Annotated in this window: 17 protein-coding genes and 2 pseudogenes; 12 read left to right on the forward strand and 7 right to left on the reverse strand. The window is 73.4% G+C overall.

Annotation, left to right across the window (positions count from 1 at the left end; all coding sequences use genetic code 11):
* Window positions 1–56 precede the first annotated feature (56 nt).
* The 4 genes from ACEXOX_RS28970 (at window position 57) to ACEXOX_RS28985 (ending at window position 4,395) form a co-directional block, all read left to right on the forward strand.
* Window positions 57–1,226 carry an acyl-CoA dehydrogenase family protein gene (locus ACEXOX_RS28970; RefSeq protein ID WP_406524075.1) on the forward strand — a complete coding sequence of 390 codons (1,170 nt, stop codon included), beginning with the start codon at window positions 57–59 and terminating at the stop codon, window positions 1,224–1,226.
* Between the two features lie 132 nt (window positions 1,227–1,358).
* The gene (locus tag ACEXOX_RS28975; RefSeq protein ID WP_406524076.1) at window positions 1,359–2,951 is read left to right on the forward strand and encodes a 4-coumarate--CoA ligase family protein; all 1,593 of its coding nucleotides are present in this window, start codon (window positions 1,359–1,361) and stop codon (window positions 2,949–2,951) included.
* Window positions 2,948–3,766, forward strand: a complete 819-nt coding sequence (locus ACEXOX_RS28980; RefSeq protein WP_406524077.1) for an enoyl-CoA hydratase family protein — start codon at window positions 2,948–2,950, stop codon at window positions 3,764–3,766. The genes ACEXOX_RS28975 and ACEXOX_RS28980 overlap by 4 nt, the downstream gene beginning before the upstream one ends.
* Entirely contained in the window at window positions 3,754–4,395 is a 642-nt protein-coding gene (locus ACEXOX_RS28985; RefSeq protein WP_406524078.1) for a TetR/AcrR family transcriptional regulator, read from the forward strand. The genes ACEXOX_RS28980 and ACEXOX_RS28985 overlap by 13 nt, the downstream gene beginning before the upstream one ends.
* Here ACEXOX_RS28985 and ACEXOX_RS28990 read toward each other — a convergent pair.
* Window positions 4,380–5,437: pseudogene (locus tag ACEXOX_RS28990) on the reverse strand (helix-turn-helix transcriptional regulator). The gene ACEXOX_RS28985 and the pseudogene ACEXOX_RS28990 sit on opposite strands and share 16 nt — an antisense overlap.
* Before the next feature lie 98 nt (window positions 5,438–5,535).
* On the opposite strand from ACEXOX_RS28990, the gene ACEXOX_RS28995 reads away from it, so the two are divergent.
* Window positions 5,536–5,958 carry a VOC family protein gene (locus ACEXOX_RS28995; protein ID WP_406524079.1) on the forward strand — a complete coding sequence of 141 codons (423 nt, stop codon included), beginning with the start codon at window positions 5,536–5,538 and terminating at the stop codon, window positions 5,956–5,958.
* Here ACEXOX_RS28995 and ACEXOX_RS29000 read toward each other — a convergent pair.
* Window positions 5,940–7,037 (reverse strand): citrate synthase 2, encoded by a 1,098-nt coding sequence (locus ACEXOX_RS29000; RefSeq protein WP_406524080.1) that lies wholly within the window; start codon window positions 7,035–7,037, stop codon window positions 5,940–5,942. The two genes, ACEXOX_RS28995 and ACEXOX_RS29000, sit on opposite strands and share 19 nt — an antisense overlap.
* A 538-nt stretch (window positions 7,038–7,575) precedes the next feature.
* Between ACEXOX_RS29000 and pdxH the strand changes: the two genes are divergently transcribed.
* Both pdxH and ACEXOX_RS29010 read left to right on the forward strand, forming a co-directional pair.
* Window positions 7,576–8,271, forward strand: a complete 696-nt coding sequence (gene pdxH, locus ACEXOX_RS29005) for a pyridoxamine 5'-phosphate oxidase (protein WP_406524081.1) — start codon at window positions 7,576–7,578, stop codon at window positions 8,269–8,271.
* A gap of 692 nt (window positions 8,272–8,963) precedes the next feature.
* Window positions 8,964–10,279: pseudogene (locus tag ACEXOX_RS29010) on the forward strand (PAS domain-containing protein).
* A 137-nt stretch (window positions 10,280–10,416) separates the two neighbouring features.
* Here ACEXOX_RS29010 and ACEXOX_RS29015 read toward each other — a convergent pair.
* Window positions 10,417–11,175, reverse strand: a complete 759-nt coding sequence (locus ACEXOX_RS29015) for an SIS domain-containing protein (RefSeq protein WP_406526500.1) — start codon at window positions 11,173–11,175, stop codon at window positions 10,417–10,419.
* A 372-nt stretch (window positions 11,176–11,547) separates the two neighbouring features.
* On the opposite strand from ACEXOX_RS29015, the gene ACEXOX_RS29020 reads away from it, so the two are divergent.
* The 3 genes from ACEXOX_RS29020 (at window position 11,548) to ACEXOX_RS29030 (ending at window position 15,254) form a co-directional block, all read left to right on the forward strand.
* Window positions 11,548–12,240: a metal-dependent transcriptional regulator gene (locus ACEXOX_RS29020; protein ID WP_406524082.1), complete on the forward strand. Its 693-nt coding sequence runs from the start codon at window positions 11,548–11,550 to the stop codon at window positions 12,238–12,240.
* A 982-nt stretch (window positions 12,241–13,222) separates the two neighbouring features.
* Window positions 13,223–14,095 (forward strand): alpha/beta fold hydrolase, encoded by an 873-nt coding sequence (locus ACEXOX_RS29025; RefSeq protein WP_406524083.1) that lies wholly within the window; start codon window positions 13,223–13,225, stop codon window positions 14,093–14,095.
* A gap of 211 nt (window positions 14,096–14,306) precedes the next feature.
* On the forward strand, window positions 14,307–15,254 hold the full coding sequence (locus ACEXOX_RS29030) for an NAD-dependent epimerase/dehydratase family protein (protein ID WP_406524084.1): 948 nt from the start codon (window positions 14,307–14,309) through the stop codon (window positions 15,252–15,254).
* A 237-nt stretch (window positions 15,255–15,491) separates the two neighbouring features.
* Here ACEXOX_RS29030 and ACEXOX_RS29035 read toward each other — a convergent pair whose 3' ends face one another.
* From ACEXOX_RS29035 to ACEXOX_RS29050, 4 genes are all read right to left on the reverse strand, one after another.
* A complete protein-coding gene (locus tag ACEXOX_RS29035; RefSeq protein ID WP_406524085.1) occupies window positions 15,492–16,235 on the reverse strand; it encodes a hypothetical protein in 744 nt (247 codons plus the stop codon).
* Between the two features lie 194 nt (window positions 16,236–16,429).
* The gene (locus tag ACEXOX_RS29040) at window positions 16,430–18,094 is read right to left on the reverse strand and encodes a transporter (RefSeq protein ID WP_406524086.1); all 1,665 of its coding nucleotides are present in this window, start codon (window positions 18,092–18,094) and stop codon (window positions 16,430–16,432) included.
* Window positions 18,091–18,948: an ABC transporter ATP-binding protein gene (locus tag ACEXOX_RS29045; RefSeq protein ID WP_406524087.1), complete on the reverse strand. Its 858-nt coding sequence runs from the start codon at window positions 18,946–18,948 to the stop codon at window positions 18,091–18,093. The genes ACEXOX_RS29040 and ACEXOX_RS29045 overlap by 4 nt, the downstream gene beginning before the upstream one ends.
* Window positions 18,949–19,200: 252 nt before the next feature.
* Window positions 19,201–19,872 (reverse strand): bifunctional DNA primase/polymerase, encoded by a 672-nt coding sequence (locus tag ACEXOX_RS29050; RefSeq protein WP_031001746.1) that lies wholly within the window; start codon window positions 19,870–19,872, stop codon window positions 19,201–19,203.
* Between the two features lie 576 nt (window positions 19,873–20,448).
* On the opposite strand from ACEXOX_RS29050, the gene ACEXOX_RS29055 reads away from it, so the two are divergent.
* Window positions 20,449–21,840, forward strand: coding sequence for a transcriptional regulator (locus ACEXOX_RS29055; protein WP_406524088.1), 1,392 nt, complete (start codon window positions 20,449–20,451; stop codon window positions 21,838–21,840).
* Window positions 21,841–22,955: 1,115 nt separating this feature from the next.
* A complete protein-coding gene (locus ACEXOX_RS29060) occupies window positions 22,956–24,284 on the forward strand; it encodes a hypothetical protein (protein ID WP_406524089.1) in 1,329 nt (442 codons plus the stop codon).
* Window positions 24,285–24,291 lie beyond the last annotated feature (7 nt).

Genomic DNA, 24,291 nt, shown 5'->3' on the forward strand with positions numbered 1-24,291 from the left:
AGATCCGGGCGTCGAAGTCCCCGCGTGACGTCCTCCTCCCCTCCGAAGGAGTCCCCGTGAGCAACCCCGTGATCGAGACCGAGGAACACCGCGCCCTCCGCGCGTCCGTCGCCGCGCTCGGCAAGCGCTACGGACGCGAGTACTTCGCCCGTGTCGTCGCCGAGGGCAAGCACACCGACGAGCTGTGGACCGAGGCCGCGAAGCTCGGCTACCTGGGCGTGAATCTGCCCGAGGAGTACGGCGGCGGGGGCGGCGGCATCGCCGAACTCTCGATCGTGCTGGAGGAGCTGGGGGCGGCCGGCTGCCCGCTGCTCATGCTCGTCGTCTCGCCCGCCATCTGCGGAACGGTCATCGCCCGCTTCGGCACCGAGGAACAGAAGCGGACCTGGCTGCCCGGCCTCGCCGACGGTTCCCGCAAGATGGCCTTCGGCATCACCGAGCCGGACGCCGGCTCCAACTCGCACCGCATCACCACCACCGCGCGCCGCGATCCGGACACCGGGGAGTGGGTCCTCAACGGGCGCAAGGTCTTCATATCGGGGGTGGACATCGCCGACGCCACCCTGATCGTCGGCCGCACCGAGGACGCCCGTACCGGCAAGCTCAAGGCCTGTCTGTTCATCGTCCCGCGCGATACCCCCGGGTTCGGGCGCAGCCGGATCGCCATGGAGCTGGCGGCTCCGGAGAAGCAGTTCGAGCTGACGCTGGACGACGTACGGCTGCCTGCGGACGCCCTGGTGGGCGACGAGGACGCCGGGCTGCTCCAGCTCTTCGCCGGACTCAACCCGGAGCGCATCATGACCGCCGCGTTCGCGCTCGGCATGGGCCGGTACGCGGTCGAGCGGGCCGTCGACTACGCCCGTACCCGGCAGGTGTGGAAGGAACCCATCGGTGCCCACCAGGCCGTCGCCCACCCCCTCGCCCAGGTCCACATCGAACTGGAACTGGCCCGCCTGATGATGCAGAAGGCCGCCCACCTGTACGACGCGGGCGACGACATCGGCGCGGGCGAGGCCGCCAACATGGCCAAGTACGCGGCGGCGGAGGCGGCCGTGCGTGCCGTGGACCAGGCCGTGCACACCCTCGGCGGCAACGGCCTCACCCACGAGTACGGCCTCGCCACCCTGATCACCGCGGCCCGGGTGGCGCGGATCGCGCCGGTCAGCCGGGAAATGATCCTCAACTACGTCTCCCACCAGAGCCTCGGGCTGCCGAAGTCCTACTGACCGGGCCGTGCGCGGCATCGCGGTCGCCGTACTGACAACCGCACCGGCAACCGCGATGCTGCACGCACACGGACAGGCGCCCGCCCGCGACCCGTACCGGCCCGGACGCGCGCCGCTGCTGAGGGGATGGTCATGGTCTTTCACAGTGAGTACGCCGATGTCGCGCCCGTGGACCTGCCGATCCACGAAGCCGTACTGGGGCGGTCGGCCGTCGAGCACGCCGCGCTGCCCGCCCTGATCGACGGCCAGGACGGCACCACGGTCAGCTACGCCGAACTCGACGGTGCCACGCGGCGGATCGCCGCCGCCCTGGCCGACGCCGGAGTACGCGCCGGTGACGTGCTCGCCCTGCACAGTCCCAACACGATCGCCTACCCGGCCGTCTTCTACGCCGCCTCACGCTGCGGCGTGGCCGTCACCACCGTCCACCCCCTGGCCACCTCCGGCGAGTTCGCCCAGCAGCTGCGTGACTCCGGCGCCAACTGGATCGTCACCGTGTCCCCGCTGCTGGAGACGGCCCGCAGCGCCGCCGAACAGGCCGGCGGCATCACCGAGGTGTTCGTCTGCGACGGCGCCGTGGGCCACCGTTCCGTACGCGACATGCTCGCTTCCACCGCGCCCGAACCCGCCGTGCCCATCGATCCGGCGCGGGACGTGGCCGTCCTGCCGTACTCCTCCGGCACCACCGGTACGCCCAAAGGCGTCATGCTCACCCACCGCTCCATCGCCACCAACCTCGCCCAGCTCGACCGGCTGATCAGCAGCGGCCCGGGTGAGCGAGTGCTGGCGGTTCTGCCGTTCTTCCACATCTACGGTTTGACGTCCCTGATGAACGCCCCGCTGCGCAACGGCTCCACCGTCGTCGTGCTGCCCCGCTTCGACCTCGAACACTTCCTGCGCACGATCGAGAAGTACCGGGTCAACGCGGTGTACGTGGCTCCGCCCATCGTCCTGGCCCTGGCCAAGCACCCGTCCGTCGCCCAGTACGACCTGTCCTCGCTCGACTACGTCGTCAGCGCGGCCGCCCCGCTGGACGCCCGGCTGGCCGAGACCTGCGCCCGCCGCCTGGGCGTCCCGCCCGTCATGCAGGCATACGGGATGACCGAGCTGTCGCCCGGTACTCATGTCGTGCCGCTCGGTGCCGTGGACGTGCCGCCCGGCACGGTCGGCAAGCTGCTGCCGGGCACCGAGATGCGCATCCGCTGCCTGGACGCCGACAAGGACCTCGGCACCGGCGAGAGCGGCGAGATCCTCATCCGCGGCCCGCAGGTCATGAAGGGCTACCTGGGGCGCCCGGCGGAGACCGACGCGCTGATCGACGCGGACGGCTGGCTGCACACCGGCGACATCGGGCAGGTGGACGCGGACGGCTGGCTGTACGTCGTCGACCGCGTCAAAGAGCTGATCAAGTACAAGGGCTACCAGGTCGCCCCGGCCGACCTCGAAGCGGTGCTGCTCGCCCACGAGGGCATCGCGGACGCCGCGGTGATCGGCGTCACCGACGCGGACGGCAACGAGATCCCCAAGGCGTACGTCGTACGGCGGCACGGCGAGCCGGGGGCCCGGCTCACCGAGGACGACGTCATCACGTACGTTGCCGGGCAGGTCGCCCCGTACAAGAAAGTACGGCGGGTGGAGTTCACGGACACCGTGCCCCGCGCCGTCACCGGCAAGATCCTGCGGCGCGAACTGCGCGCCAGGGAAAGGAGTTCCACGGCCTCATGACCGACGCCACACCGGACGCCTCACCGGACGCCTCGCCCGCTGCCGCACCGCTGGTACGGCACGCCCACGAGCGGGGCGTCACCACCCTCACCCTCGACTCCCCGCACAACCGCAACGCGCTCTCCCGGCGCCTGGTGGCCGAACTCCACGCGGCGCTGGTGGCCGCGGCGGCCGATGACGGCACCCGGGCCGTGCTGCTCACGCACACCGGGACGACGTTCTGCGCGGGCGCCGACCTTTCGGAGGCGACGGAGGAGGCGGCCACCGGAACCGACGCGACCGCCTCCGGGCCCCTCGGCCTCGTCCGTCTCCTGCGTACCGTCATCGAACTCCCCAAGCCCGTCGTCGCCAAGGTCACCGGCCACGTACGGGCCGGCGGCCTCGGCCTCCTGGGCGCCTGCGACCTGTCCGTGGCGGGCCCCGGCGCCACCTTCGCCTTCACCGAGGCCCGCATCGGCCTCGCGCCGGCCGTCATCTCCATGCCGCTGCTGCCCCGTATGGACCCGCGGGCCGCCGCCCGCTACTACCTCACCGGCGAGCGGTTCGACGCCGCCGAGGCGGCCCGTACCGGCCTGGTGACGCTGGCCGCCGACGATCCGGAGGCCGCACTGGAACCGGTCCTGGCCGGGCTGCGCAAGGGCTCTCCGCAGGGCCTGGCGGAGTCCAAAGCCCTGGTCACGGCCGAGGTGCTGCGCGTCTTCGACCGTGACACCGCGGCCCTCGCGGACACCTCGGCCCGCCTCTTCGCCTCCGACGAGGCCCGGGAGGGCATGACCGCCTTCCTCCAGCGCAGGGAACCGTCATGGGCACGGTGACCCGCGCGCGCGATCCCAAGGAACCGCAGCAGGAACGCAGCCGCGCCACCCGCCGCGCGCTCCTGGAGGCGGCCGTCTCCTGCCTCGCCGAACGGGGCTGGAGCGGCAGCACGGTCTCCGTCGTCGCGGAACGGGCGGGCGTCTCGCGGGGGGCCGCCCAGCATCACTTCCGAACGCGGGAGGACCTGTTCACGGCGGCCGTCGAACACGTCGCGGAGAAGCGCCAGGGCGCGCTCAAGGCCGTCGCGCACGACCTGCCGCCCGCCGGCTCGGCCGCCCGCACGCGCATCGTCGTGGAGGAGATCGTCAATCTCTACACGGGCCCACTCTTCCGCGCCGCCCTGCACCTGTGGGTGGCCGCCTCCGATGAAGAGCCGCTACGGGACCGGGTCACCGCCCTGGAGGCCCGCGTCGGCCGGGAGGCGCACCGTACGGCGGTCGGGCTCCTGGGCGCTGACGAGTCGGTCTCCGGCGTCCGCGAGACCGTGCAGGGGCTTCTCGACATGTCCCGGGGGCTCGGTCTTGCCACGCTCCTCACGGACGACAAGCCGCGCCGTGATCGCGTGGTGACGCAGTGGGCGCGCATTTTGGACACGGTGTTGAACGGGGGCGGTCAGTCGCCGTCGTAGGGCTGTCCGTCGGGGTCGGGGTCGGGGGCGGGGTCGGCATCGGCATCGGCATCCGCATCGGCGTACGTGGTGAGGCGGCGGGCCAGTGCGCGTACGAGATCCCGCAGCTCAGCGGGGCGCTCGATGACGAACGGGCGGTCCAGCGCGGCCAGTACGGGCGGGAGCCAGTCCAGCCGCTCGGCCCGGATACGGACGCGCACCCAACCGGTTCCGTCCTCGGACAGCGCGGCGATCCCCGCCGGGAGCCGGTCGCGAAGGTGCTCGACGCCGGCGCGGACGCGCACCGACACGTCATGGGTCCACGGCGTACGGGCGAGATGGTCGAGAACGGTCGCCGCCGGGTCGAAGCCGTCCGGGACGTCGAACGAACCGGACAGCGGGCGGACCCAGGCGATCCGGTCCAGCCGGAAGATCCGTATCTCCCCGCCGTCCCGGCCGGCCCCGGTCAGGTACCACCGCCCGGAGTGCGCCACGAGCCCGTACGGCAGGACCGTACGGGCGCTGTCGCCGCCCTTGCGGTCGGTGTACGCGAACGCCACCGGCCGCCGCCCGCGTACGGCCTCGGCGAGTTCGAGCAGCACCGCCGCCTGCGGAGGGGTGGCGGGACGGGGCCGGCCGGTGAAGTCGGCCGTCTCCAGCAGCGCCTCCAGCCGCTGCCGCAGCGCCACGGGCAGCACCCGCCGCACCTTCGCCGCGGCGCTCTCGCCGGCCGCCGCGGAGGCCCCGGGACGGCCCCCGGCCCGCCGCGCTGCCCCGAGAGCAGCCCGAGCAGGACGGCCAGGGCCTCCTCGTCGGTGAGCATCAGCGGGGGCATGCGGTAGCCGGGGGCGAGCCGGTAGCCGCCGTAGCGGCCGCGCACCGCGTCGACGGGAATGCCGAGATCCAGCAGGTGGGCGACGTAGCGGCGGACGGTGCGCTCGTCGACGCCGAGGCGGGCGGCGAGGTCGGGGACGGTACGGGTGCCGCCGCCCTGAAGGATCTCCAGCAGGGCGAGCACCCGGGCGGTGGTCGAAGTGGTCACACCCGAAAGTCTGGGGCCCATACCGGGCGGAACCTGTCCGGTATTGCTCCTAGCGTGGGCGATGCCCGGCGACACCCGTCACTCCGGGCCCCTCTCCCTCCCAGCCAGGAAGCCGCACCATGAACTTCGTCTCCCTCCGCGTGATCACCGACGACGTCGCCCGCCTCGTCGCCTTCTACGAGCGCGTCACCGGCACCCCGGCGGCCTGGTCGACCCCCGAGTTCGCCGAACTCCGTATGGAGTCCTGCACGCTGGCGATCGCCGGCAGCCGCACGGTGGCCCTGTTCGGCGAGGGCACCGCACGGGCCGCCGCCAACCACTCCGTGATCACCGAGTTCCGCGTCGGCGACGTCGACGCGGAACACCGGCGACTGGCGGCCCACGGCTGCACGTTCGTCCAGGAGCCGACGACCATGCCGTGGGGCAACCGATCCCTGCTCCTCCGGGACCCCGACGGCAACCTGGTCAACCTCTTCACCCCGGTCACCGAGGACGCCGTACGGCGCCAGGAGCGCCCGTCCCGTCAGGCGGGCAGCGTGTAGCCCTCCACGGCCTCCGGCCCGCGCGGCCCGGGGCCCACGTACTTGGCCGACGGCCGGACCAGCCGGCCCGTGCGCTTCTGCTCCAGGATGTGCGCGCTCCAGCCCGCCGTACGGGCGCACGTGAACATCGACGTGAACATGTGCGCCGGGACCTCCGCGAAGTCCAGCACGATCGCGGCCCAGAACTCCACGTTCGTCGCCAGGACGCGGTCCGGACGCCGGTTGTGCAGCTCCTCCAGGGCGGCCTTCTCCAGCGCCTCCGCCACCTCGAAGCGCGGCGCCCCCAGCTCACGGGCGGTGCGCCGCAGCACCCGGGCGCGCGGGTCCTCGGCCCGGTACACCCGGTGGCCGAAGCCCATCAGCCGCTCGCCGCGGTCCAGCGCCTGCTTCACGTACGCCGTCGCGTCCCCCGTCCGCTCGATCTCCTCGATCATGCCGAGGACCCGGGACGGCGCGCCGCCGTGCAGCGGCCCGGACATCGCGCCGACCGCGCCGGACAGCGCGGCCGCCACGTCGGCGCCGGTCGAGGCGATGACACGGGCCGTGAACGTGGACGCGTTCATGCCGTGCTCGGCCGCAGACGTCCAGTACGCGTCGACCGCCGCGACGTGCTTGGGGTCCGGCTCGCCGCGCCAGCGCTTCATGAAGCGCTCGACGACTGTGCCGGCCTTGTCGATTTCCTTCTGCGGCACCATCGGCAGGCCCTGCCCGCGCGCCGACTGCGCGACGTACGACAGCGCCATGACCGCGGCCCGCGCCAGCTCGTCGCGGGCGGTCTCCACGTCCGTGTCCAGCAGCGGTTTCAGGCCCCAGACGGGCGCGAGCATGGCCAGCGCGGACTGGACGTCCACCCGGATGTCACCCGAGTGGACCGGGATCGGGAACGGTTCGGCCGGGGGCAGCCCCGGGTTGAACGACCCGTCGACCAGCAGTCCCCACACGTTCCCGAAGGAGACCTTGCCGACCAGGTCCTCGATGTCGACGCCCCGGTAGCGCAGCGCGCCGCCTTCCTTGTCCGGTTCGGCGATCTCCGTCTCGAACGCGACGACTCCTTCGAGTCCGGGTACGAAGTCGGACATCAGGCGGCTCCTCAAGATGTGGACGACATGCGGCTCATGACCAAGATGCCGTGCGTGCGAGAACTGTCAGGTCAGGCTGGTCGGGTCGGGCGTTTCGGGCTGGTCGGGCCGGCGGTGCGGTGGACGCCGTCCGGAAGTCCGCCGCGGTGGCCGGCCGGCGGACGGCTCCGGTGGGGTCACCGGTTCCGCGGGCCGCTCCGGGCGTCGGACGACGGGTCCGGGCGCCGGTCCGGTTACGCGGCCGTCCCTGCGGCTCGCGGTCCGTACCGGTCACTCCCCTCATGCCCCGCGCGGGCGTTGGTCACCCGACCGGCACCCGTGGCTGCCCGCCCGGAGCACGTCACTTCGATCACTTCAGGGCGGACACGATATCCCGCGCCACCCGTGCGCCACAGTGGCGCGCGGCACGATTTTGGCCGGTCCGGTACGTACCGGGAAGGGTGAGATCCGGCACACCGGACGATTCGCTGAAGGAAGGGTTACGGCACGGCGGCCAAGGGCAGACTTCCCTGCCACCCGGCTGCCCCAACAGGCCCGCATGCTGCAAGATGTGGCCGTGCACTCCGCCGACACGCCCACCCCGGACCCGCTCGATCCCTCCGCCATGCGGGCGCAGTACCGCGCCGAGGGACTCACCGGGACAGAACTCGCCCCCAGCCCCTACGACCAGTTCGCGCGCTGGTTCAAGGAGGCGGCCACCAGCGGTCTGCACGAGCCGAACGCGATGGTCGTCTCGACCGCCGACGCCGCGGGCCGTCCCAGCTCAAGGACCGTGCTGCTCAAGCGGTTCGACGAGCGCGGCTTCGTCTTCTTCACCAACTACGGCAGCCGCAAGGGCCGCGACCTGGCGGAGAACCCGTACGTCTCGCTGCTCTTCCCCTGGCACCCGCTGGCCCGGCAGGTCGTCGTGACCGGCACGGCCGCCCGGATCGGCCGCGACGAGACCGCCGCGTACTTCCGCACCCGCCCGCACGGCTCCCAGCTCGGCGCCTGGGCCAGCGACCAGTCCACACCGGTCGCCTCCCGCGCCGAACTGGAACGCGCCTACGCCGACCTGGCGGCCCGCTACCCCGAGGGCGAGCAGGTACCGGCGCCGCCGCACTGGGGCGGCGTACGGGTCGTCGCGGAGACCGTCGAGTTCTGGCAGGGCCGGGAGAACCGCCTGCACGACCGGCTGCGGTACGAGCGGGAAGGCGCCGGGGAGGCCTGGTCCGTCGTACGGCTCGCGCCCTGAGGGGCCGTACGGCTCACGCCTGAGGAGCGGCGGGTACGGGTGCGCGTCCGTGCCCGCGCCCTGAGGAGCGGCGGGTACGGGCCCGCGCGTCCGGAGACGCAGACGACCCGCGGGCTGCTTCCCCGCGCCTGGGGCGCGTAGGGGCCGGTCGGACGAACCGGCAGCCCGCGGGTCGGGTGACTGCTGGGAATTGGCCGGCTGCACAGCTGTTTCCTGTGCTGGTCCGGCGCTGCACACTGAGTGCGACGACGGGCCGCTAGCCCGCAGTCACCTCACGCGTCCGGTGCGAAATCATCTGCCGAACCACCTCCCTTCTCGTGTGCCTCACACCCTAGGAACCGGTCCGGCGGCCGCACAACCGAATTTCGGCGGCAGGGATTTGAGGGATTTCCCCGAATGGGGTGTGGTCCGCGTCACGTTCCAGTTGAATGATCCGGCGTGCAGCACGTACGGCCGCGTTCGTAGGGGGTGCCAGTGGCTGCTTCGTCTTCGTCCTCCTCCTCGTCGTCATCGTCTTCTTCCTCGTCCTCGCCGCGCGGCTTCGAGCCCGTACCGCCCGGCGGGCCGGGCGGGGAGCGGACCGGGGCGGCCCGCCGCCGGACGGCGTGTGCGCGGACGGGTGCCCCGACGCGGACCAGGACCCGCAGCCGGACAGCGACGACTCCGGCCTGCTCGCCGCCCTGCTCGACGGGATGGACGCCGCGCTGTGCGCCTTCGGCGCGGACGGCTCGGTCACACACTGGAACCGCGAGGCGGAACGCATCCTCGGCTGGACGGCGGACGAGGCGGTCGGCCGCCCGGGACTGGCCGGCTGGGCGGTCCGCAAGGAGGACGCCGACGAGGTGGAGGCCCGCCTGCTGGCGGCGTCCCGCTCGCCCGGACGCCAGGTCCACGAGTTCGCGCTGCTGACCAAGGACGGGCGCCGCGTCCTGGTCCGCACCCAGTCCTCCGCGGTGCTCGGGCCCGACGGCCGGGCGGCCGGCGTGTACTGCGCGTTCAGCGAGGTGCACACCCAGATCGACCTGGAACGTTCCATCGCGCTCAGCGAGGCGCTCTTCGTGGACGCCTCCTGGGCCGTGGTGCTGGTCGACGCCGACCTGCGGCCCGCGGTCGTCAACGCGCACGCCGCACGCGCCCTGGGCATGGGGCGTACGGCCGTGCTCGGGCGCCCGCTGGGCGATCTGCTGACCCAGGGCGTGGAGGAGCTGGAGAGCGCCCTGACGCACGTCCTCGCCGAAGGCACCCCGCCCGCCGCCGCCGAACTGTGGGTGACCCTCCGGTCCGACGAGGCCGAACCGACCCGCCGGTGCTGGCGCAGCGGCTTCGTACGGCTGGCCTCGCCCCTGACGGAGGAGCCCGTACCGCTCGGCGTGGGCTGGCTCTTCCAGGACGTCACCGACGCCAAGCGCACGGAACAGGAGAGCGCCCTGCTGCGCTTCCGCGCCCAGCAGCTGCACCGGGCTGGCCGGGCCGCGGGGGAGTGCGAGGACCCGGCGGAGGCGGCGGCGGTCCACCTGGACTTCGCCCTGGCGGGGTTCGCCGATCACGGGCTGGTCGACGTGGTGCGGGGCGGGACCGGCGAGGACGGCGGCACCGGGGAGGGAGCGGGCTCGGTGCCCCTCCGGACAGCGCGACCGCCCTCGTACGGGCCATCGCCTCACCCGCCGGCGCGCCCGGCCCCTCCGAGGCGGTCCCGCCGACCGGCATCCCGGTGGCCTACGGGGCGGGCCACCCGGCCGCGCAGGCGCTGGAACGGTGCGGCTCGGTACGGGCCGGCGCGGGCCCGGCGGCCGCGGAGGGCTGGGCCGCGGCCCGCAAGTGGCCGGACGGCACCGTGAACGGCCTGTGCGTGGTGCTGCGCAGCCGGGGACGGACGCTGGGCGTGGTGACGTTCCTGCGCGGGCCCTCACGGCGCCCCTTCGACCGCGCGGACGCGGCGTACGCGGAGGACGTCGCCTCCCGGATCGCCGCGGCGCTGGATCTGGCGGGCGGGGTGGCTGGGGGCTGACGCGGGCGGAGGGACTGACGGACTGGGGGGCCGACGGGACTTGGGATGGCTGGCGGGGGCTGAGGGGCTGGCGGGGCCGGTGGAGCGGTGATGACCGCCGCGCCCGTGACCCGTCCCCGCCTCCGTAGGCCGTCCCCCTACTGCCGGTAGTAGATCCGGTCCGCGTACTCCCGCATCACCCGGCCGTTCCAGTCGTGACCGCCGTCCACGTTCCCGGAGCGCAGCAGCGGCGGGTCGATGCCGCGGTCGGCCAGTACGCCCGCGGCCGTCGCGACGACGGCCTGCATGACCGCGCTGGTGACGACCGTCGAGGCCGGGGCGAACGGCGCCTCGATGCCCGGCAGCGTCAACTCCGCGTCGCCCACCGGGATCTTGCTGTCCAGGACGATGTCGCAGTGGTCCCGCAGATACGTGCCGGAGACGTGCCGCGACCTGGTCTCCTCCGCGTACGCCACCGAGGTCAGCCCGATGACCTTGAGGCCCAGCGCCCGCGCGTTCATGGCCATCTCGACCGGCAGCGAGTTGCGCCCGGAGAGCGAGATGACGATCAGTACGTCGCCGGCCTCCAGGGGGCTGGTGTCCAGGACCGCCCCGGCCAGCCCGTCCACCCGCTCCAGCGCGCTGCCGAGCGTCGCGGGCCGTACGTCGACGCCGACGACGCCCGGGACGGTCAGCAGGTTCATGAGGGCGAGGCCGCCGGCCCGGTAGACGGTGTCCTGCGCGGGCAGGGAGGAGTGCCCGGCGCCGAAGACGAAGATCCGGCCGCCGGCCTCGACGGTGTCGGCGATCAGCGTCCCGGCGGCGCCGATCCGCTCGTCCTCCTCGTCGCGCACCCGGCGCAGCAGGTCGATCGCGGCGTCGAAGTACTGCCCGGCCAACCGGTTGCTCTCGCCCATCGCCGCGGGGCCCCTCTCGTCGGTACTCATCGGTCTTGTACGTTGGTCCTCGTACGTCTGTCCTACGTTCTGACGCATCCGGCAGTACGAGCCGGCCGGGGTGCCGCGTGCCTGCCCCTGGCGGGACGGCCGTGGCGCGGATCACGTTGCGGTCTGGACCAGTGCCCTGTCAATACGGTGTGCGCCACCGCTCGCGACCGGACGGACACCTTCCGGCCGCCCGGGCGTCGCCCGGTTGCCGTCCCGCCGCAGGGCGGGCGCCGCTGTACCGGGGCCTTGAGAGGGTTCGGCCGGAGCGGACGCGGATCCGTTGTCAGTGGGATGCGTCAGAATTGAGTTCAGGGCCACCGCACGACACATCAAGGGGCACGCATGTCCGGACTGATCGACACCACGGAGATGTATCTCCGCACCATCCTTGAGCTGGAAGAGGAAGGTGTGGTCCCGATGCGCGCCCGGATCGCCGAGCGGCTCGAACAGAGCGGCCCGACGGTCAGCCAGACCGTGGCGCGCATGGAGCGGGACGGCCTGCTCACGGTCGCGGGCGACCGCCATCTGGAGCTGACCGAGGAGGGCCGCCGGCTGGCGACCCGCGTCATGCGCAAGCACCGGCTCGCCGAGTGTCTGCTCGTCGACGTCATCGGGCTGGAGTGGGAGCAGGTGCACGCCGAGGCGTGCCGCTGGGAGCACGTGATGAGCGAGGCGGTCGAGCGCCGCGTCGTGGAACTGCTGCGGCATCCGACGGAGTCGCCGTACGGCAACCCGATCCCGGGCCTGGAGGAGCTGGGCGAGAAGGCCGAGGCCGACCCGTTCCTGGACGCCGGCGTGGTGAGCCTGATGGACCTGGAGGCCGGCGCGGACGGCAAGACGGTCGTGGTGCGCCGGATCGGCGAGCCCATCCAGGCGGACGCCCAGCTCATGTACACGCTGCGGCGGGCCGGTGTGCAGCCGGGCGCGGTGGTCAGCGTGACCGAGTCCGCCACGGGCGTCCTGGTCGGCAGCAGCGGCGAGGCGGCGGAGCTGGAATCCGAGATCGCCGCGCACGTCTTCGTCGCCAAGCGCTGACCTCCGTCCGCCCCGCTCCGTCCTCCTGACCTGGCCCGACGTCCGCTCCGCAGGGGTGCTCAACCGCTGTACGACCGGACGGAGTTGGCGGAACGCGAGCGGAGCGGCCGGTGGCGTGTCACGCTGGCGCTTAGCGTGTGCGCGAGGGCCGCGCGGCGATGCCGTACGGGCCCGGCAGGCGTGCGCGCGCGTGACGACAGCGGGCTCATGGCACGACAGCGGGCTCATGACGTGTGGCGCCGGAGACCCGGAGCGAGGCGGCCGAACGACGGACAGGGCACGACCGCACCTGCCGCCGCGGGCCCGGGTCGGGGAGGGGGCTCGGGTGAGGAGCAGTCCGCCGCGCCCCCGGCCCGGTTGCGGGGGCTGTCGTCCCCGGTCTCGGAGCGGTGGACCCCGAAGTGTTCGGTCTCGCGGCGCTTGGTCACGGGGCGCCCGGTCTTGGGGCGCTCGGTCTTGAAGCGCCCGGTCTCGAAGTGTCTCGCCCGGGAGCGCCGGGCGTCGGAGTGCCGGGTCTCGGAGTGCCGGATCCTGTATTGCCGGGCGTCGGATTGTTCGGTCGCCGGGTGCGCGAAAAGATCGATGAGCGGGGCGACTTCGGGAAGTCGCGGGGGTGGAATGGGCGCTTTCGGGCGCCATGAGCCGGCCCGGGGCCGGGCCGGAGGTGATCGGCGGCCCGCACGGCGACGCCGCGGCGGCCGTGGCCCGGTGAACGACCAGGGCCCCGGCGCTGCGAGCAGCCGGGGCCCCGCCTCCCCACGTCCCCCCGCCAAGACCCGGAGCCCCGAGCTCTCAGGGTCTTTCCCCGTGGGCCCCCTTCCCGGTGGGGCCCGCCTCCCGCTACGTGTCTCCCCTCGGCGAGGACCGGCAATCCTTGGGTGTGGTCACCCGAACGAGGGTTATTGGGCGCAGCAACAGCTTATTCGAATAGGAGTTCGATAGTGTGGGGCTGCTCAAGGACCGAATGGGGGTGCCAGGGCCCATGGTGCGGCGTATCGACGTGACGGGGACCGGCGGTGTCCGGCTCGCCGCCTGGGAGTTCACCGACCCGCCGAAGGCCGGCCGGGGCGGCGAGGAAGGGCAGCGCGGCCCCGGTGTGCTGCTCCTGCACGGCCTCATGGGCCGGGCGTCGCACTGGGCCGAGACCGCCCGCTGGCTCGGCTCCCGCTGCCGCCCCGTCGGCCTGGACCAGCGCGGTCACGGTCGCAGCGAGAAGCCCCAGGACGGCCCGTACGACCGCGAGACGTACATCGCCGACGCCATCGCCGCCATCGAGCAGCTCGGCCTGGCGCCCGCCGTCCTGATCGGCCACTCCATGGGCGCCCTGACGTCCTGGCAGGTGGCCGCCCGCCGGCCCGACCTCGTCAGGGCGCTGGTCGTCTGCGACATGCGGGCCTCCGCCCTGGGCGCGGCCTCGCAGCAGGAGTGGGCGGACTGGTTCCGCTCCTGGCCGGTCCCGTTCGCCACCCTCGCGGACGTACGCAAGTGGTTCGGCGAGGACGACCCCACCCTGGAGCGGTCCAAGCCGGCCCGCGGCGAGTTCTTCGCCGAGATCATGGCCGAGCGCGCGGACGGCTGGCGCCCGGTCTTCTCCCGCCACCAGATGCTCACCGCCCGCGAGACCTGGGTCCACGACGCCCATTGGGAGGACCTGGCGCTGGTGCGGTGCCCCACGCTCGTGGTCCGCGGCCTGGACGGCGAACTGGGCCGCGCCGAGGCCCAGGAGATGGTCCGCGTCCTCCCGCACGGCGTCTACGCCGAGATACCGGACGCCGGTCACTGGCTCCCCTGGGAAGCCCCCGAGGAGTGGCGAGGCGTCCTGGGCCCTTTCCTGGAATCCGTCCTCCCGGCCTGACCGCCCACCGCCACCCGCCCCGCTCCCGCGCTCGCCCCCACACCACGCCCGCACCCGCCTCCACACCCGCACCCGCACTCGCCTCCGCTCCCCCTCCCTCACCCACTTTTGCCCCCGCCGTCACTCCCGCCCCGTAACCCGTGCCGGGCCTGCCCCCGCCTGGGTAGTCTCGGCGACCATGCGCCTTCTCGTTCTTGGTGGAACGTCCTTCGTGGGCCGCGCGATCGTCGAGGACGCCCTGCGCACCGGTGCCGAGGTGACCCTCTTCGGCCGGGGCCGCACCAACCCGGAGCTGTTCCCCGGGCTGCCCCGGCTCGTCGGCGACCGCGACACCGGTGACTACAGCGCGCTGTGCGGCGGTGGTTGGGACACGGTCGTCGACGTCAGCGGCTACGTACCGCGGCACGTCGGACAGGCGATGGACACCCTGGGCGACCGCGTCGGCCGGTACCTGTTCATCTCCAGCCACGCGGTGTACGAACGTACGGGCGTGGCCCCGGGCAGCGAAGAGGACACCCCGCGCCGCCCGCCCGTCCGCGACACCGAAGAGCTGAGCGAAGCCACGTACGGCCCGCTCAAAGTGGCCTGCGAGGACGATGTGATCGCCCGGTACGGCACGCGGGCCACGATCGTACGGCCGGGCACGGTGGCCGGACCGCACGACTCGATGAACACGTTCACGTACTGGGTACGCCGCGCCGCGCGGGGCGGCCGGGTGGCGCTGCCGGGTGATCCCGCGCAGCCGGTGCAGGTCGTCGATTCGCGCGACCTGGCACGCCTGGTGGTGCAGTTGTGCACCGACGACCGCCCCGGCGTCTTCCACGCGGTGGGCCCGGCCGAGCCGACGACACTCGGTCAACTGATCCAGACCTGCGCGCGAGCGGCGGGCACCCGGGTCGACGTCGTGCCGGTACCTCCCGAAGGCGCGCCGCTGATGTTCCCGCTGGTCCGCGCGAGTTGGGCGACCCAGCAGCGCAGCGCGGCGCGCGCCCGGCGGGCAGGCTTGCCCGCGACACCGCTGGAGGTGACGGCGGCCGACGTCCTGGCCTGGGACCGCGCCCGGGGAGAGCCCCCGCTCCCCCTCGGCTACACCCCCGAAGAGGAACAAGCCGCCCTCGCTGCCGTGTCTCCGACTCCGCCCCCACCCACCCCAGCCTGAACGAACGCTCGCCCGCCTCACATGCGCCGGTCGGCCGGAAGATCCTCCAACTCACCGCCCTTCAGGTGACGTCCCAACCCGCGAGGTGCGGGCGGTGGCGTCGGCGATCATCACGCCGCACGCCAGCCAGGCGCCTGCGCGGCGCAGGCCCTTGGGGGAAAGCGACCGCGTACGTGGCGGTGACCCACCGTGCCCGCACCGGCAGTGCGGCCCAGCGTTGTCTGAGCCGGAGACGAGTCATCGTGAGTGGTCGAGTTCGCGTTGGACGTGGGCGGCCAGGGAGGTGTCGGTCAGCAGGGAGCCGTAGCCGGTGGCTGACCACACACTGTGCTCGGGCGGGACGTCGAAGTACGGGACGGGGTGGCCGTCCTGCTGGTCGGTGAGGGTGTCCGGCTCCCGGTGAGCCCGGAGGGCCCGTATGCAGGTCGCGCAGGCGCTGATCTGGAAGCGCTCGCCGTCCTCGGACCGGCGCCAGGGTATGTGCCGGACCGCGGGGCCGTGCAGTGGGTGGAAGAAGCACAGGGGGAGCGGCGCCTTCGACCGGTCGAGGGCGGTGCGGCCCTCGTGGAGGAGGGCGAACACGCCGGCCAGGTCGGGGACTCCGCACGCTCGCTGCAAGACGGCCTCGGCCGTGGCGCAGGCCACGCGGGCCCGTTCCGCGGCAGTCGGGGCAGCTCTGGCGTTCTGCGCGTGCCCGGCCAGGCGGACCACTTCCTCAGCGGCACGCTCCCGCAGACCGGCCTCGTCGGCACGGCGCGCGGCGGCGAAGACCGCCCGGGGTATCGCCAGCGGCTGGACGAAGTCGCGCAGTCGGGAGCGGCGCCGGAGCAGGAGACCGACCGCCGCGACGAGCAGGAGCGGCCCGACGGCGAGGAAGAGGAAACGGAGAGGGGAAGGATCGGTGGTGGTGGCTGCGGAGGGGAGGACAGGACTGTGTGGAGGGCTGCTGCCGTGGTCGCGGTCGTTCTGCCGGTCAGCCACATGCTTCCCCACCCCCGTTCACCGGCTGCGCCGGTGGCTGCGTCGACGGCCGTGGCGATGTCCGTACCGACGCGTGTGTCGTCGCGGCGATCATCTCGCCGCCGCGTTCCACGACGGTACCGGCCCGGCAAGTGCCGTGGGGAAGCCTGTGGACAACCTCGGTTGTGGCGGGGGCCGTAGCCCCCGCCACCCCGTCATCCCTTGCTGACCGCGCTCAGGATCTCCGGCAGCCGGCGCGCCACCAGCGGTGCCGCCACCCGCATGCCCAGGACCGCGATGCCGACCCCGTACGCCGCTCCCACCGGCAGCAGCAGCCACAGCAGGGCGTGCAGATCCGCCACGTGCAGCCAGATCAGCAGCCCGGCCATCGGCGCGGCCAGGACGCCGCTCACCAGCATGCCGCCGAACAGGCTGAACCAGGCGATGGCGCCCTGACCGGCGGCGATGTTCTTGTTGCTCTCGGCGGGGATCGAGTACGGGAACAGTGCCGAGGCCATCGCGCCCGTCGCCACCAGGGAGCCGAGCAGGGCCAGGGCCAGTCCGTAGACGTCGAAGAAGGCGGACCACGGCCCGAGGAAGGCGGCCGAGCCGATCACGACCAGCGTCACGAACGGCACGCCGACCAGGGCCAGTCCCAGCCCGCGGGCGCGCAGTTCCAGATAGGCGTCGCGGGGCGAGGAGATCGTCGAGGCGACCATCCAGAACGCCGAGGTGTCCTGCCCGAACTGGTTGTACATCTGCATGCCCAGCAGGGCCGGCGCCGAGAACGCCGTGTAGATGCTGCCGCCGCCCTGGACGGCGGAGATGACCGGGACGAGCAGGCCCACGGCGAACGCCATCGCCCACGACATCTTGGACTTCGGGTCACGCCACGCGTAGCGCATCATCCGCAGGATGACGGTGCCCGTACGGCTCTCGGGCAGCAGCCGCTGCAGGCCGCCGCCGGAAGCGCGCTGCTTGCGCGCGCTGTCCTTCTCGACGGCCTGGAGGGTCGAGGAGTCGGGCGAGGTCATCAGCGTGGTCAGGGTGCGCTGCCACCACCACAGCAGCAGGCCGAGCGCCACGGCGGCCAGCGCCAGGCCCAGGACGGCACGCCCGTACGAGCCTTCGCTCGCCGCGCGGACCGCGTCCACGGCCGAGGCGGGCGGCACCCAGCGCAGAATGTCGGAGACGGGCTCCAGGGCGGACAGCCCCGCACCCGAACCGAACAGTTTCTGCGCGCCGATGTTCACGCCTTGCGCCCCGATGGCGACGAACAGGCCGCTCAGTACGGCGAGATCGCGGCCCCGGCGGCTGGTCAGCAGCCGTACGTTGGCGGTGGCCACGGCACGCGCCAGCGCCACGCACACCAGGACGACCAGGACGACGGCGAGGACGCCGACGACCGCGGCGGCCGCGGTGTGCGCCAGCATGATCGCCGAGCCGACGGCCAGCGCCAGGGTGAAGACCGGGCCGATGCCGACCAGCGACGTGATCAGCAGCGAGACGATGAGCGGCCGGGGCCGCAGCGGCAGCATGACCAGCCGGGTCGGGTCGAGGGTCTCGTCGCCCGAGGGGAAGAACAGCGGCATCGCCGCCCAGCCCAGCGTCAGTACGGCGGCGAGCAGGACGCCGAGCGAGCCCGCGTGGTCGACGCCGCGCAGGGCGATCAGGCCGAGCAGTACGGCTGCCGCGCACAGCAGCGACAGGACCAGCGACGCCACATAGGCGATCGTCCGTCCGGACGACTGGCGCAGGCCGTTGCGCAACAGGGACAGCTTCAGGCGTACGAAGACCGGCGTCAGCGACGTCGCCGGGGCCGCCTGCGGAGCGCCGGACGGCGCCCCGGCGGGCGCCGTGGAGGTGGCGGAGGCGCTCATCGGGCGGCCCCGCCGCCCAGCCAGTCCAGGTCCTGCCCGGCCGCGCGGCCGTTGGCGCCGACCAGTTCGAGGAAGGCGTCCTGAAGGGACGGCGCGTCGCCGCGCACCTGGGCGGTCGGGCCGTCCGCCCGGATACGCCCGCCGGCCATCACCGCCACCCAGTCGCACAGCGACTCCACCAGCTCCATGACATGGCTGGAGAAGACGACGGTGGCCCCGGAGGAGGTGTAGCGCTCCAGTACGCCGCGGATGGTCTGCGCGGACACCGGGTCGACGCCCTCGAACGGCTCGTCCAGGAAGAGGACCTCCGGGTTGTGCAGCAGCGCGGCCGCCAGCCCGATCTTCTTGCGCATACCGGTCGAGTAGTCGACGACGAGCTTGTTCTGCGCGCCGGCCAGGTCCAGTACCTGAAGCAGCTGGTCGGCGCGCTTGTCGACCTCCGCACCGGGCAGCCCCCGCAGCCGCCCGATGTAGGCCAGGAGTTCGCGGCCGGACAGCCGCTCGAACAGGCGCAGCCCTTCGGGCAGTACGCCGATACGGGACTTCACCGCGACCGGGTCGTGCCACACGTCGTGGCCGCCGATCTCCACCTGCCCGGCGTCCGGGCGCAGCAGGCCGGTCACCATCGAGAGGGTGGTGGTCTTGCCCGCGCCGTTCGGGCCGACCAGGCCGATGAACCGGCCCGCCGGCAGCGTGAGGTCGATCCCCGCCACGGCGATCTGTTCGCCGTACTTCTTCCACAGCCCCTGGATGCGCACGGCGGGCGGAACCGTGCCGTCCGCCCGGGCGGACGGACCGTCCGGTGGAGAGAGCGTTCTTGCCGTCTGGTCGGTGTTTTCCGGTTCGTTGGCCACCGGGCCTGCCCTTCAACGTCCCCGCGGGGGCTGGTCGTGCCCCCGTCCGTTCTTCACACGATACGTGCGGGTGTGTGACGGGACGGGCAGGTCCGACGGCTGCGGGTGCGGTGGGGAGGGCGGGGCGCACGAATCTGCGAAGGGGCGTGCGCGGCTCGGCGAGCGCCCGGCGCACACGCGCGGGGCACGGGGGCGGGACGACGGAGCGGCGGGGGCGGCAGGTGCGCCCCGTACGGCCCCGCCGTCCCGTCCTCACCGTCCGCGTGCCGCCGCGGCCTCCCGACCGCAGGCGTACGCCAAGGGGCTGATCAGTTCGTCCGCGTCCGGCAGCCACCGGTTGGCGGCGGTGGGCTCGCGCACCCACTGCACCGCCCCGTGCGCCCCCACGCGCGTCGGGGGCGCGGCGACGTAGTCGCCCTCGCCCCGCGCGACCAGGTCCAGCGACGCGGGCGGCCAGCCCAGGTGCCGTACCAGGTCGGGCACCTTGACCGCGGCGCCGGGCAGGACGAAGAAGAGCATCCGGCGGCCCGGGGTGCGGGTCACCGGACCGAGCGGCAGGTCCATCCGCTCCATCCGGGCCAGGGCCAGGCAGCCGGCCGTCTCGGGCACGTCGAGCGCCTCGAACGTACGGCCCGTGGGGAGCAGGATCGAGGCGCGCGGATTCCTGCTCCACAGGCGGCGGGCGGCCGTCGCGCTGCCCGTGGCGTGGCCGGCCCAGCCCGGTACGGCGGGGTGCGCGCCGGGCGCGGCGCAGTCGGCCGCGCCGCACGAGCAGCGCGGCACCTCGCCCTCGTCCTCCAGCCATGCGCCGGGCAAGACGTCCCAATGCCGTTCTTCCGCGTAACGCACCGCAGTTTCGATCAACAGCTCGCCACGCTGCTCGGGGACCTGAGAGGCTCCTGTGACTCCGATGGTGTCTTCCACGTGGTGGACAACTTTCCCCGTCACCAAGGGTTACGGCCGACACGTGCACCACCCCGGCGCATCGTTCCCGCACGTGGGGCGCATGGATGCATGGTCGGGGGCGCGTGCGGGGCAGCGCCGGGAGAACGGGTAGCCACCTGCGTGACGGGCGGAGAGGCCGCCCGGCGGCAGGCCGCGGCACAGCCGGCACGGCCCCGGAGCGAACGCCGGGTCCGTACGGCGCGGCGGCACCGCGAGCAGGACGCGGGTACCGCACGGCGTACCCCGGTTCGGCCGATTCCCCGGCACACCGTTCCACCGAAGACCGGCACACCGTCCCACCGAAGACCGGCGCAGCAGGAGTCGAGCCCGTACGGCAGGGCCCGGGAGCACAGCGGCAGGAGCTGCCGGAACACCGCAATCCGGCGGAGCGATCCGCCGGCCGGCCGGTCCGACCGCCACTACTCGGGAATGTCAAGGCTTCGGCGGACATGACGCACATCTGAGATATCCCGGATATCCGGCATATGCGTGGGGAATTGGTCCACGGGTACGGCGTTCGCTGGTGAACGCGCAGCAGTAATCAGGGGGTGCAGCATGGCCGCCAGGCCACTCGTCGCGCGGCAGCCGAACGAACGGCTGCAGGCGCTCATCCAGGAAGCCGCCTGTTCCAACGCCGGACTCGCCCGCCGCGTCAACATGTGCGGCGCCGAGCACGGCCTCGACCTGCGCTACGACAAGACCTCCGTCGCCCGCTGGCTGCGCGGCCAGCAGCCGCGCGGCCGGGCCCCCGCCATCATCGCGGAGGCGCTGGGCCGCAAACTCGGGCGGACGGTCACCATCGACGAGATCGGAATGGCCGACGGCAAGAACCTCGCGTCCGGTGTGGGGCTGCAGTTCTCACCCACCGTCCTCGGCGCCATCGAACAGGTCTGCGAGCTGTGGCGCAGCGACGTCGGCCGGCGCGACTTCCTCAGCGGCTCCACCGTGGCCGCCTCCGCGCTGGTCGAACCGAGCCGGGACTGGCTCATCACCAGCGCCGACCCGCAGGTCGCGCGGAACGCCGGGGCGCGGGTGGGCATCTCGGACGTCGAAGCCGTACGGGCCATGACCACCGCCCTGGGCGAGCTGGACCACCGCTACGGCAGCGGACACGTCCGGCCGGTCGTCGTCCACTACCTCAACAGCGTCGTCTCCGGGCTGCTGGCCGGCTCGTACCGCGAATCGGTCGGCCGGGAACTGTTCGCCTCGGTCGCCCGGCTGACGGAACTGGGCGGATACATGGCCGTCGACACCGGCCAGCCGGGCCTGGCGCAGCGCTACTACATCCAGGCGCTGCGGCTGGCGCAGGCGGCCGGCGACCGCGGTTACGGCGGGTACGTGCTGGCCGCCAGCATGAGCCATCTCGCCGCCTCGCTCGGCAATCCACGGGAGATCGCGCAGCTCGCGAAGGCCGCGCAGGAAGGGGCGCGGGGGCATGTCACGCCGCGCGCGGAGGCGATGTTCTTCGCGGCGGAGGCGCGCGGGCACGCGCTGATGGGTGACGCGCGCGCCTTCCAGGTCGTGGCGGGCCGGGCGGTGGGCGCCATGGAGCGTGCCGCCGGCTCGTCCGGTGCCGGCGACGACCCGGTGTGGATCTCCCACTTCGACGAGGCGTACCTGGCCGACGAACTCGCACACTGCCATCGTGACTTGGGGCAGGCGGGCGCGGCGCGCCAGCGCGCGCAGGAAGCGGTGGACGGGCACCCGGAAGGGCGGGCGCGGCGCCGTGCCATCGGGCTGGTGCTGCTGGCCAGCGCGCAGGTGCAGCAGCGCGAGATCGAACAGGCCTGTCACACGGGCACCCAGGCCATGGAGTTGCTGAGCGGGCTGCGGTCGAACCGCGGCGCGGAGTATCTGGAGGACTTCCAGCTGCGGCTGGAGCCGTACCGGGACGAGCCGGTGGTGCGGGAGTTCGGTGCCCGGCTGGAATTGCGGGCAGCCGCGTAGCGGATTCGCGGCCCGCGGCAGCCGGGGGAGGGCTGGTCGGCGCCCGGGCCGCCTCGTCCTTGTCCGCCGGGCGGGCCGCGCAGGGCCCGCCCGGCGGGTCCTGCCGTGCCCCCACAAGGGCCCCAGGAGGGCCTGGAAGGCCCTTGTGGGGCGTTGCGGGTGGGTGGTGACCAGGGGACATGGTCGAACGCGACGGCGACCCGGTAGCGTGAGCCGACGCTTCCGTAAGTCAGCAGATCGTAGGAGTCCCGGTGACGCAGAGCGGACAGGGCAACGACCCGCACTATCCTGCGGGCGAGCCCGCGCGAGAGGGCGTTGTGCTGCCCGCTCACGGCGATCCGTGGGGCCCCGGCCAGCAGGCCGCACCGCCCGCGGGCCAGCCCTGGGGGCAGCCTTGGGGGCCGGGGCAGCAGCAGGCACCGGGCGGGCAGCCGGTTCAAGGGCAGCCGCTTCCAGGCCAGCAGGCTCAGGGGCAGCAGGTGCAGGGACAGCCGGTTCCGGGACAGCCTGCCCAGGGGCAGCCGGTCCCCGGGCAGCCGGTACCTGGGCAGCCGGTACCTGGGCAAGCGGGGCAGGGGCAGTCGTACGAAGGTCAGCAGATGCCCGGTCAGGTGCCCGGACAGCCGCACGGCCAGCAGCCGTTGCCTTACGGTCAGCAACACGCCCAGCAGCCGTCGCCTTACGGTCAGCAGCCGCACGCCCAGCAGCAGCCGCCCCACGGTCAGCAGCCGCCGCACGCCCAGCAGCAGCCGTACGGCCAAGACCCCTTCGCCCAGTACCCTCCTGCCCAGCCGATGTCCCAGGCGCCCCAGACTCCTCCCGGCACGCCGCCGGCGCCGCCCGCGCAGCCGCCGCAGCAGCCGCCGTTCCAGCAGCACCAGCCCCCGGCCCCCATGCCTCCGCAGGCGCAGCCCCCGCAGAACCCCGGGCAGCAGCCCGGCCAGGGCCCTGCCCCGGACATGGAAGCGACCGCGCTGATATCTCCGATACCCCCGTTCGACCCGCAGCCCGGTGGCCAGCAGGGGCAGCCGGGCCAGCCCGGCCAGCCCTCTCACCCCGGCCAACCGGGCCGACCCGGCCAACTCGTCCCCGCGACGCCGCAGACCGGTGCGCCGATGCCGCCCGCCGCCGGCGACCCGGAGTCGACCGCGCTGCTCCGCCCCATCGGCGCCCAGCAGAACCAGCAGCCTCACCAGAACCAGCAACCCCAGCCGAACCAGCAGGCCCGGACGTCCGGCGGCACACAGGGCGGCCGGCCCGGCCCCATGCCCGGCGCCGCGCCGATGCCCCCGGAGGCCGGCGGGACAGCGGGCGGCGGCCCTGCGGGGGTACGTCCCGAGACGCCCGGCGAGTCCACCCGTACCCTGCGCGCGATCAAGCCGAACGGCCCGCAGCACGGCTCGCAGATCGGCCCGCAGAACGGCCCCCGGCCCGACGCCCGCCCCGAGCAGCCCGGCGCCGACTCCGAGGCCACCCAGTTCATACCGCCGATCGGCGCAGGCACCCCCGCTCCGCCCGGTGCGCCCTTCGGCGTGCCGCCCGGCGCGCCCGGCGACCGCGCGACACCGGCCGAGTTCGAAGGCCTGTTCCGCTCCGGCCCTGCCGGGGCCGCACCGGTGGGGGCGCAGGGCGGTGTGCCCGACGCCACCGCCCAGCTGCCCCGCTTCGACGAGCCGGGGCAGCCGCCGCAGGGCCCGTACGGCCAACCGCCCCATGGGCGCCAGCAGCCCTACGGACACCAGCAGTACGACCAGTACGCCCCGGACCACGAGCCGGACGGCGGCCGGCGCCGTCGCTTCGCGCCCGCCGTGATCATCGGCGTGGCGGTGGTGGCCCTGGCGGGCGCCGGGCTCGGCGTCGGCTGGGCGCTCAGCGGGGGCGGTGACGACGGTTCCGCGAAGAAGAAGCAGGAGTCCGGCGGGACGTCCGGCGCCGCGAAGGACGACACGGACGGCAAGGACGCCAAGCAGCCGTCGCCGTCCGCCGATCCGGTGGCGGCGCAGGCGAAGGATCTCGACGCGCTCCTGAAGGACAGCAACAACAGCCGGGCCGCCGTGATCGGCGCGGTCAAGAGCATCAAGTCGTGCGACAACCTGGACGCGGCGGCCAAGGACCTCCGGGACGCCGCGAAGCAGCGCAACGACCTGGTGAGCCGGCTGGCCAAGCTTCCGGTCGACAAGCTGCCCGGCAGCGGCGAGCTGACCGCGTCGCTCAACGAGGCGTGGAAGTCCTCCGCCTCCGCCGACAACCACTACGCGGCCTGGGCGGACCAGGTCAAGGGCAAGAAGGGCTGCTCCAAGGGCAAGGCCCGCGGTGGCAAGGAGCCCGCCCAGGGCAACGCGGACAGCGGCCGCGCCACGAAGGCCAAGCAGCAGGCGGCGAAGCTGTGGAATCCGATCGCGCAGAAGTACGGCCTGACCGAACGCCGCCCGGAGCAGCTCTGAACGGCGA

It is taken from the genome of Streptomyces sp. Ac-502 (genome assembly GCF_045222935.1).
Lineage (GTDB): Bacteria > Actinomycetota > Actinomycetes > Streptomycetales > Streptomycetaceae > Streptomyces > Streptomyces monomycini.

What these genes read in the sequence shown, in the direction of transcription:
- ACEXOX_RS29040 (WP_406524086.1), bottom strand. Translation starts at nt 18,094, where the DNA reads ATGAGCGCCTCCGCCACCTCCACGGCGCCCGCCGGGGCGCCGTCCGGC.
- pdxH (WP_406524081.1), top strand. Translation starts at nt 7,576, where the DNA reads ATGCTGCAAGATGTGGCCGTGCACTCCGCCGACACGCCCACCCCGGAC.
- ACEXOX_RS28985 (WP_406524078.1), top strand. Translation starts at nt 3,754, where the DNA reads ATGGGCACGGTGACCCGCGCGCGCGATCCCAAGGAACCGCAGCAGGAA.
- ACEXOX_RS29025 (WP_406524083.1), top strand. Translation starts at nt 13,223, where the DNA reads ATGGTGCGGCGTATCGACGTGACGGGGACCGGCGGTGTCCGGCTCGCC.
- ACEXOX_RS28980 (WP_406524077.1), top strand. Translation starts at nt 2,948, where the DNA reads ATGACCGACGCCACACCGGACGCCTCACCGGACGCCTCGCCCGCTGCC.
- ACEXOX_RS28995 (WP_406524079.1), top strand. Translation starts at nt 5,536, where the DNA reads ATGAACTTCGTCTCCCTCCGCGTGATCACCGACGACGTCGCCCGCCTC.
- ACEXOX_RS29060 (WP_406524089.1), top strand. Translation starts at nt 22,956, where the DNA reads ATGCCGCCCGCCGCCGGCGACCCGGAGTCGACCGCGCTGCTCCGCCCC.
- ACEXOX_RS29015 (WP_406526500.1), bottom strand. Translation starts at nt 11,175, where the DNA reads ATGGGCGAGAGCAACCGGTTGGCCGGGCAGTACTTCGACGCCGCGATC.
- ACEXOX_RS29055 (WP_406524088.1), top strand. Translation starts at nt 20,449, where the DNA reads ATGGCCGCCAGGCCACTCGTCGCGCGGCAGCCGAACGAACGGCTGCAG.
- ACEXOX_RS29000 (WP_406524080.1), bottom strand. Translation starts at nt 7,037, where the DNA reads ATGTCCGACTTCGTACCCGGACTCGAAGGAGTCGTCGCGTTCGAGACG.
- ACEXOX_RS28975 (WP_406524076.1), top strand. Translation starts at nt 1,359, where the DNA reads ATGGTCTTTCACAGTGAGTACGCCGATGTCGCGCCCGTGGACCTGCCG.
- ACEXOX_RS29020 (WP_406524082.1), top strand. Translation starts at nt 11,548, where the DNA reads ATGTCCGGACTGATCGACACCACGGAGATGTATCTCCGCACCATCCTT.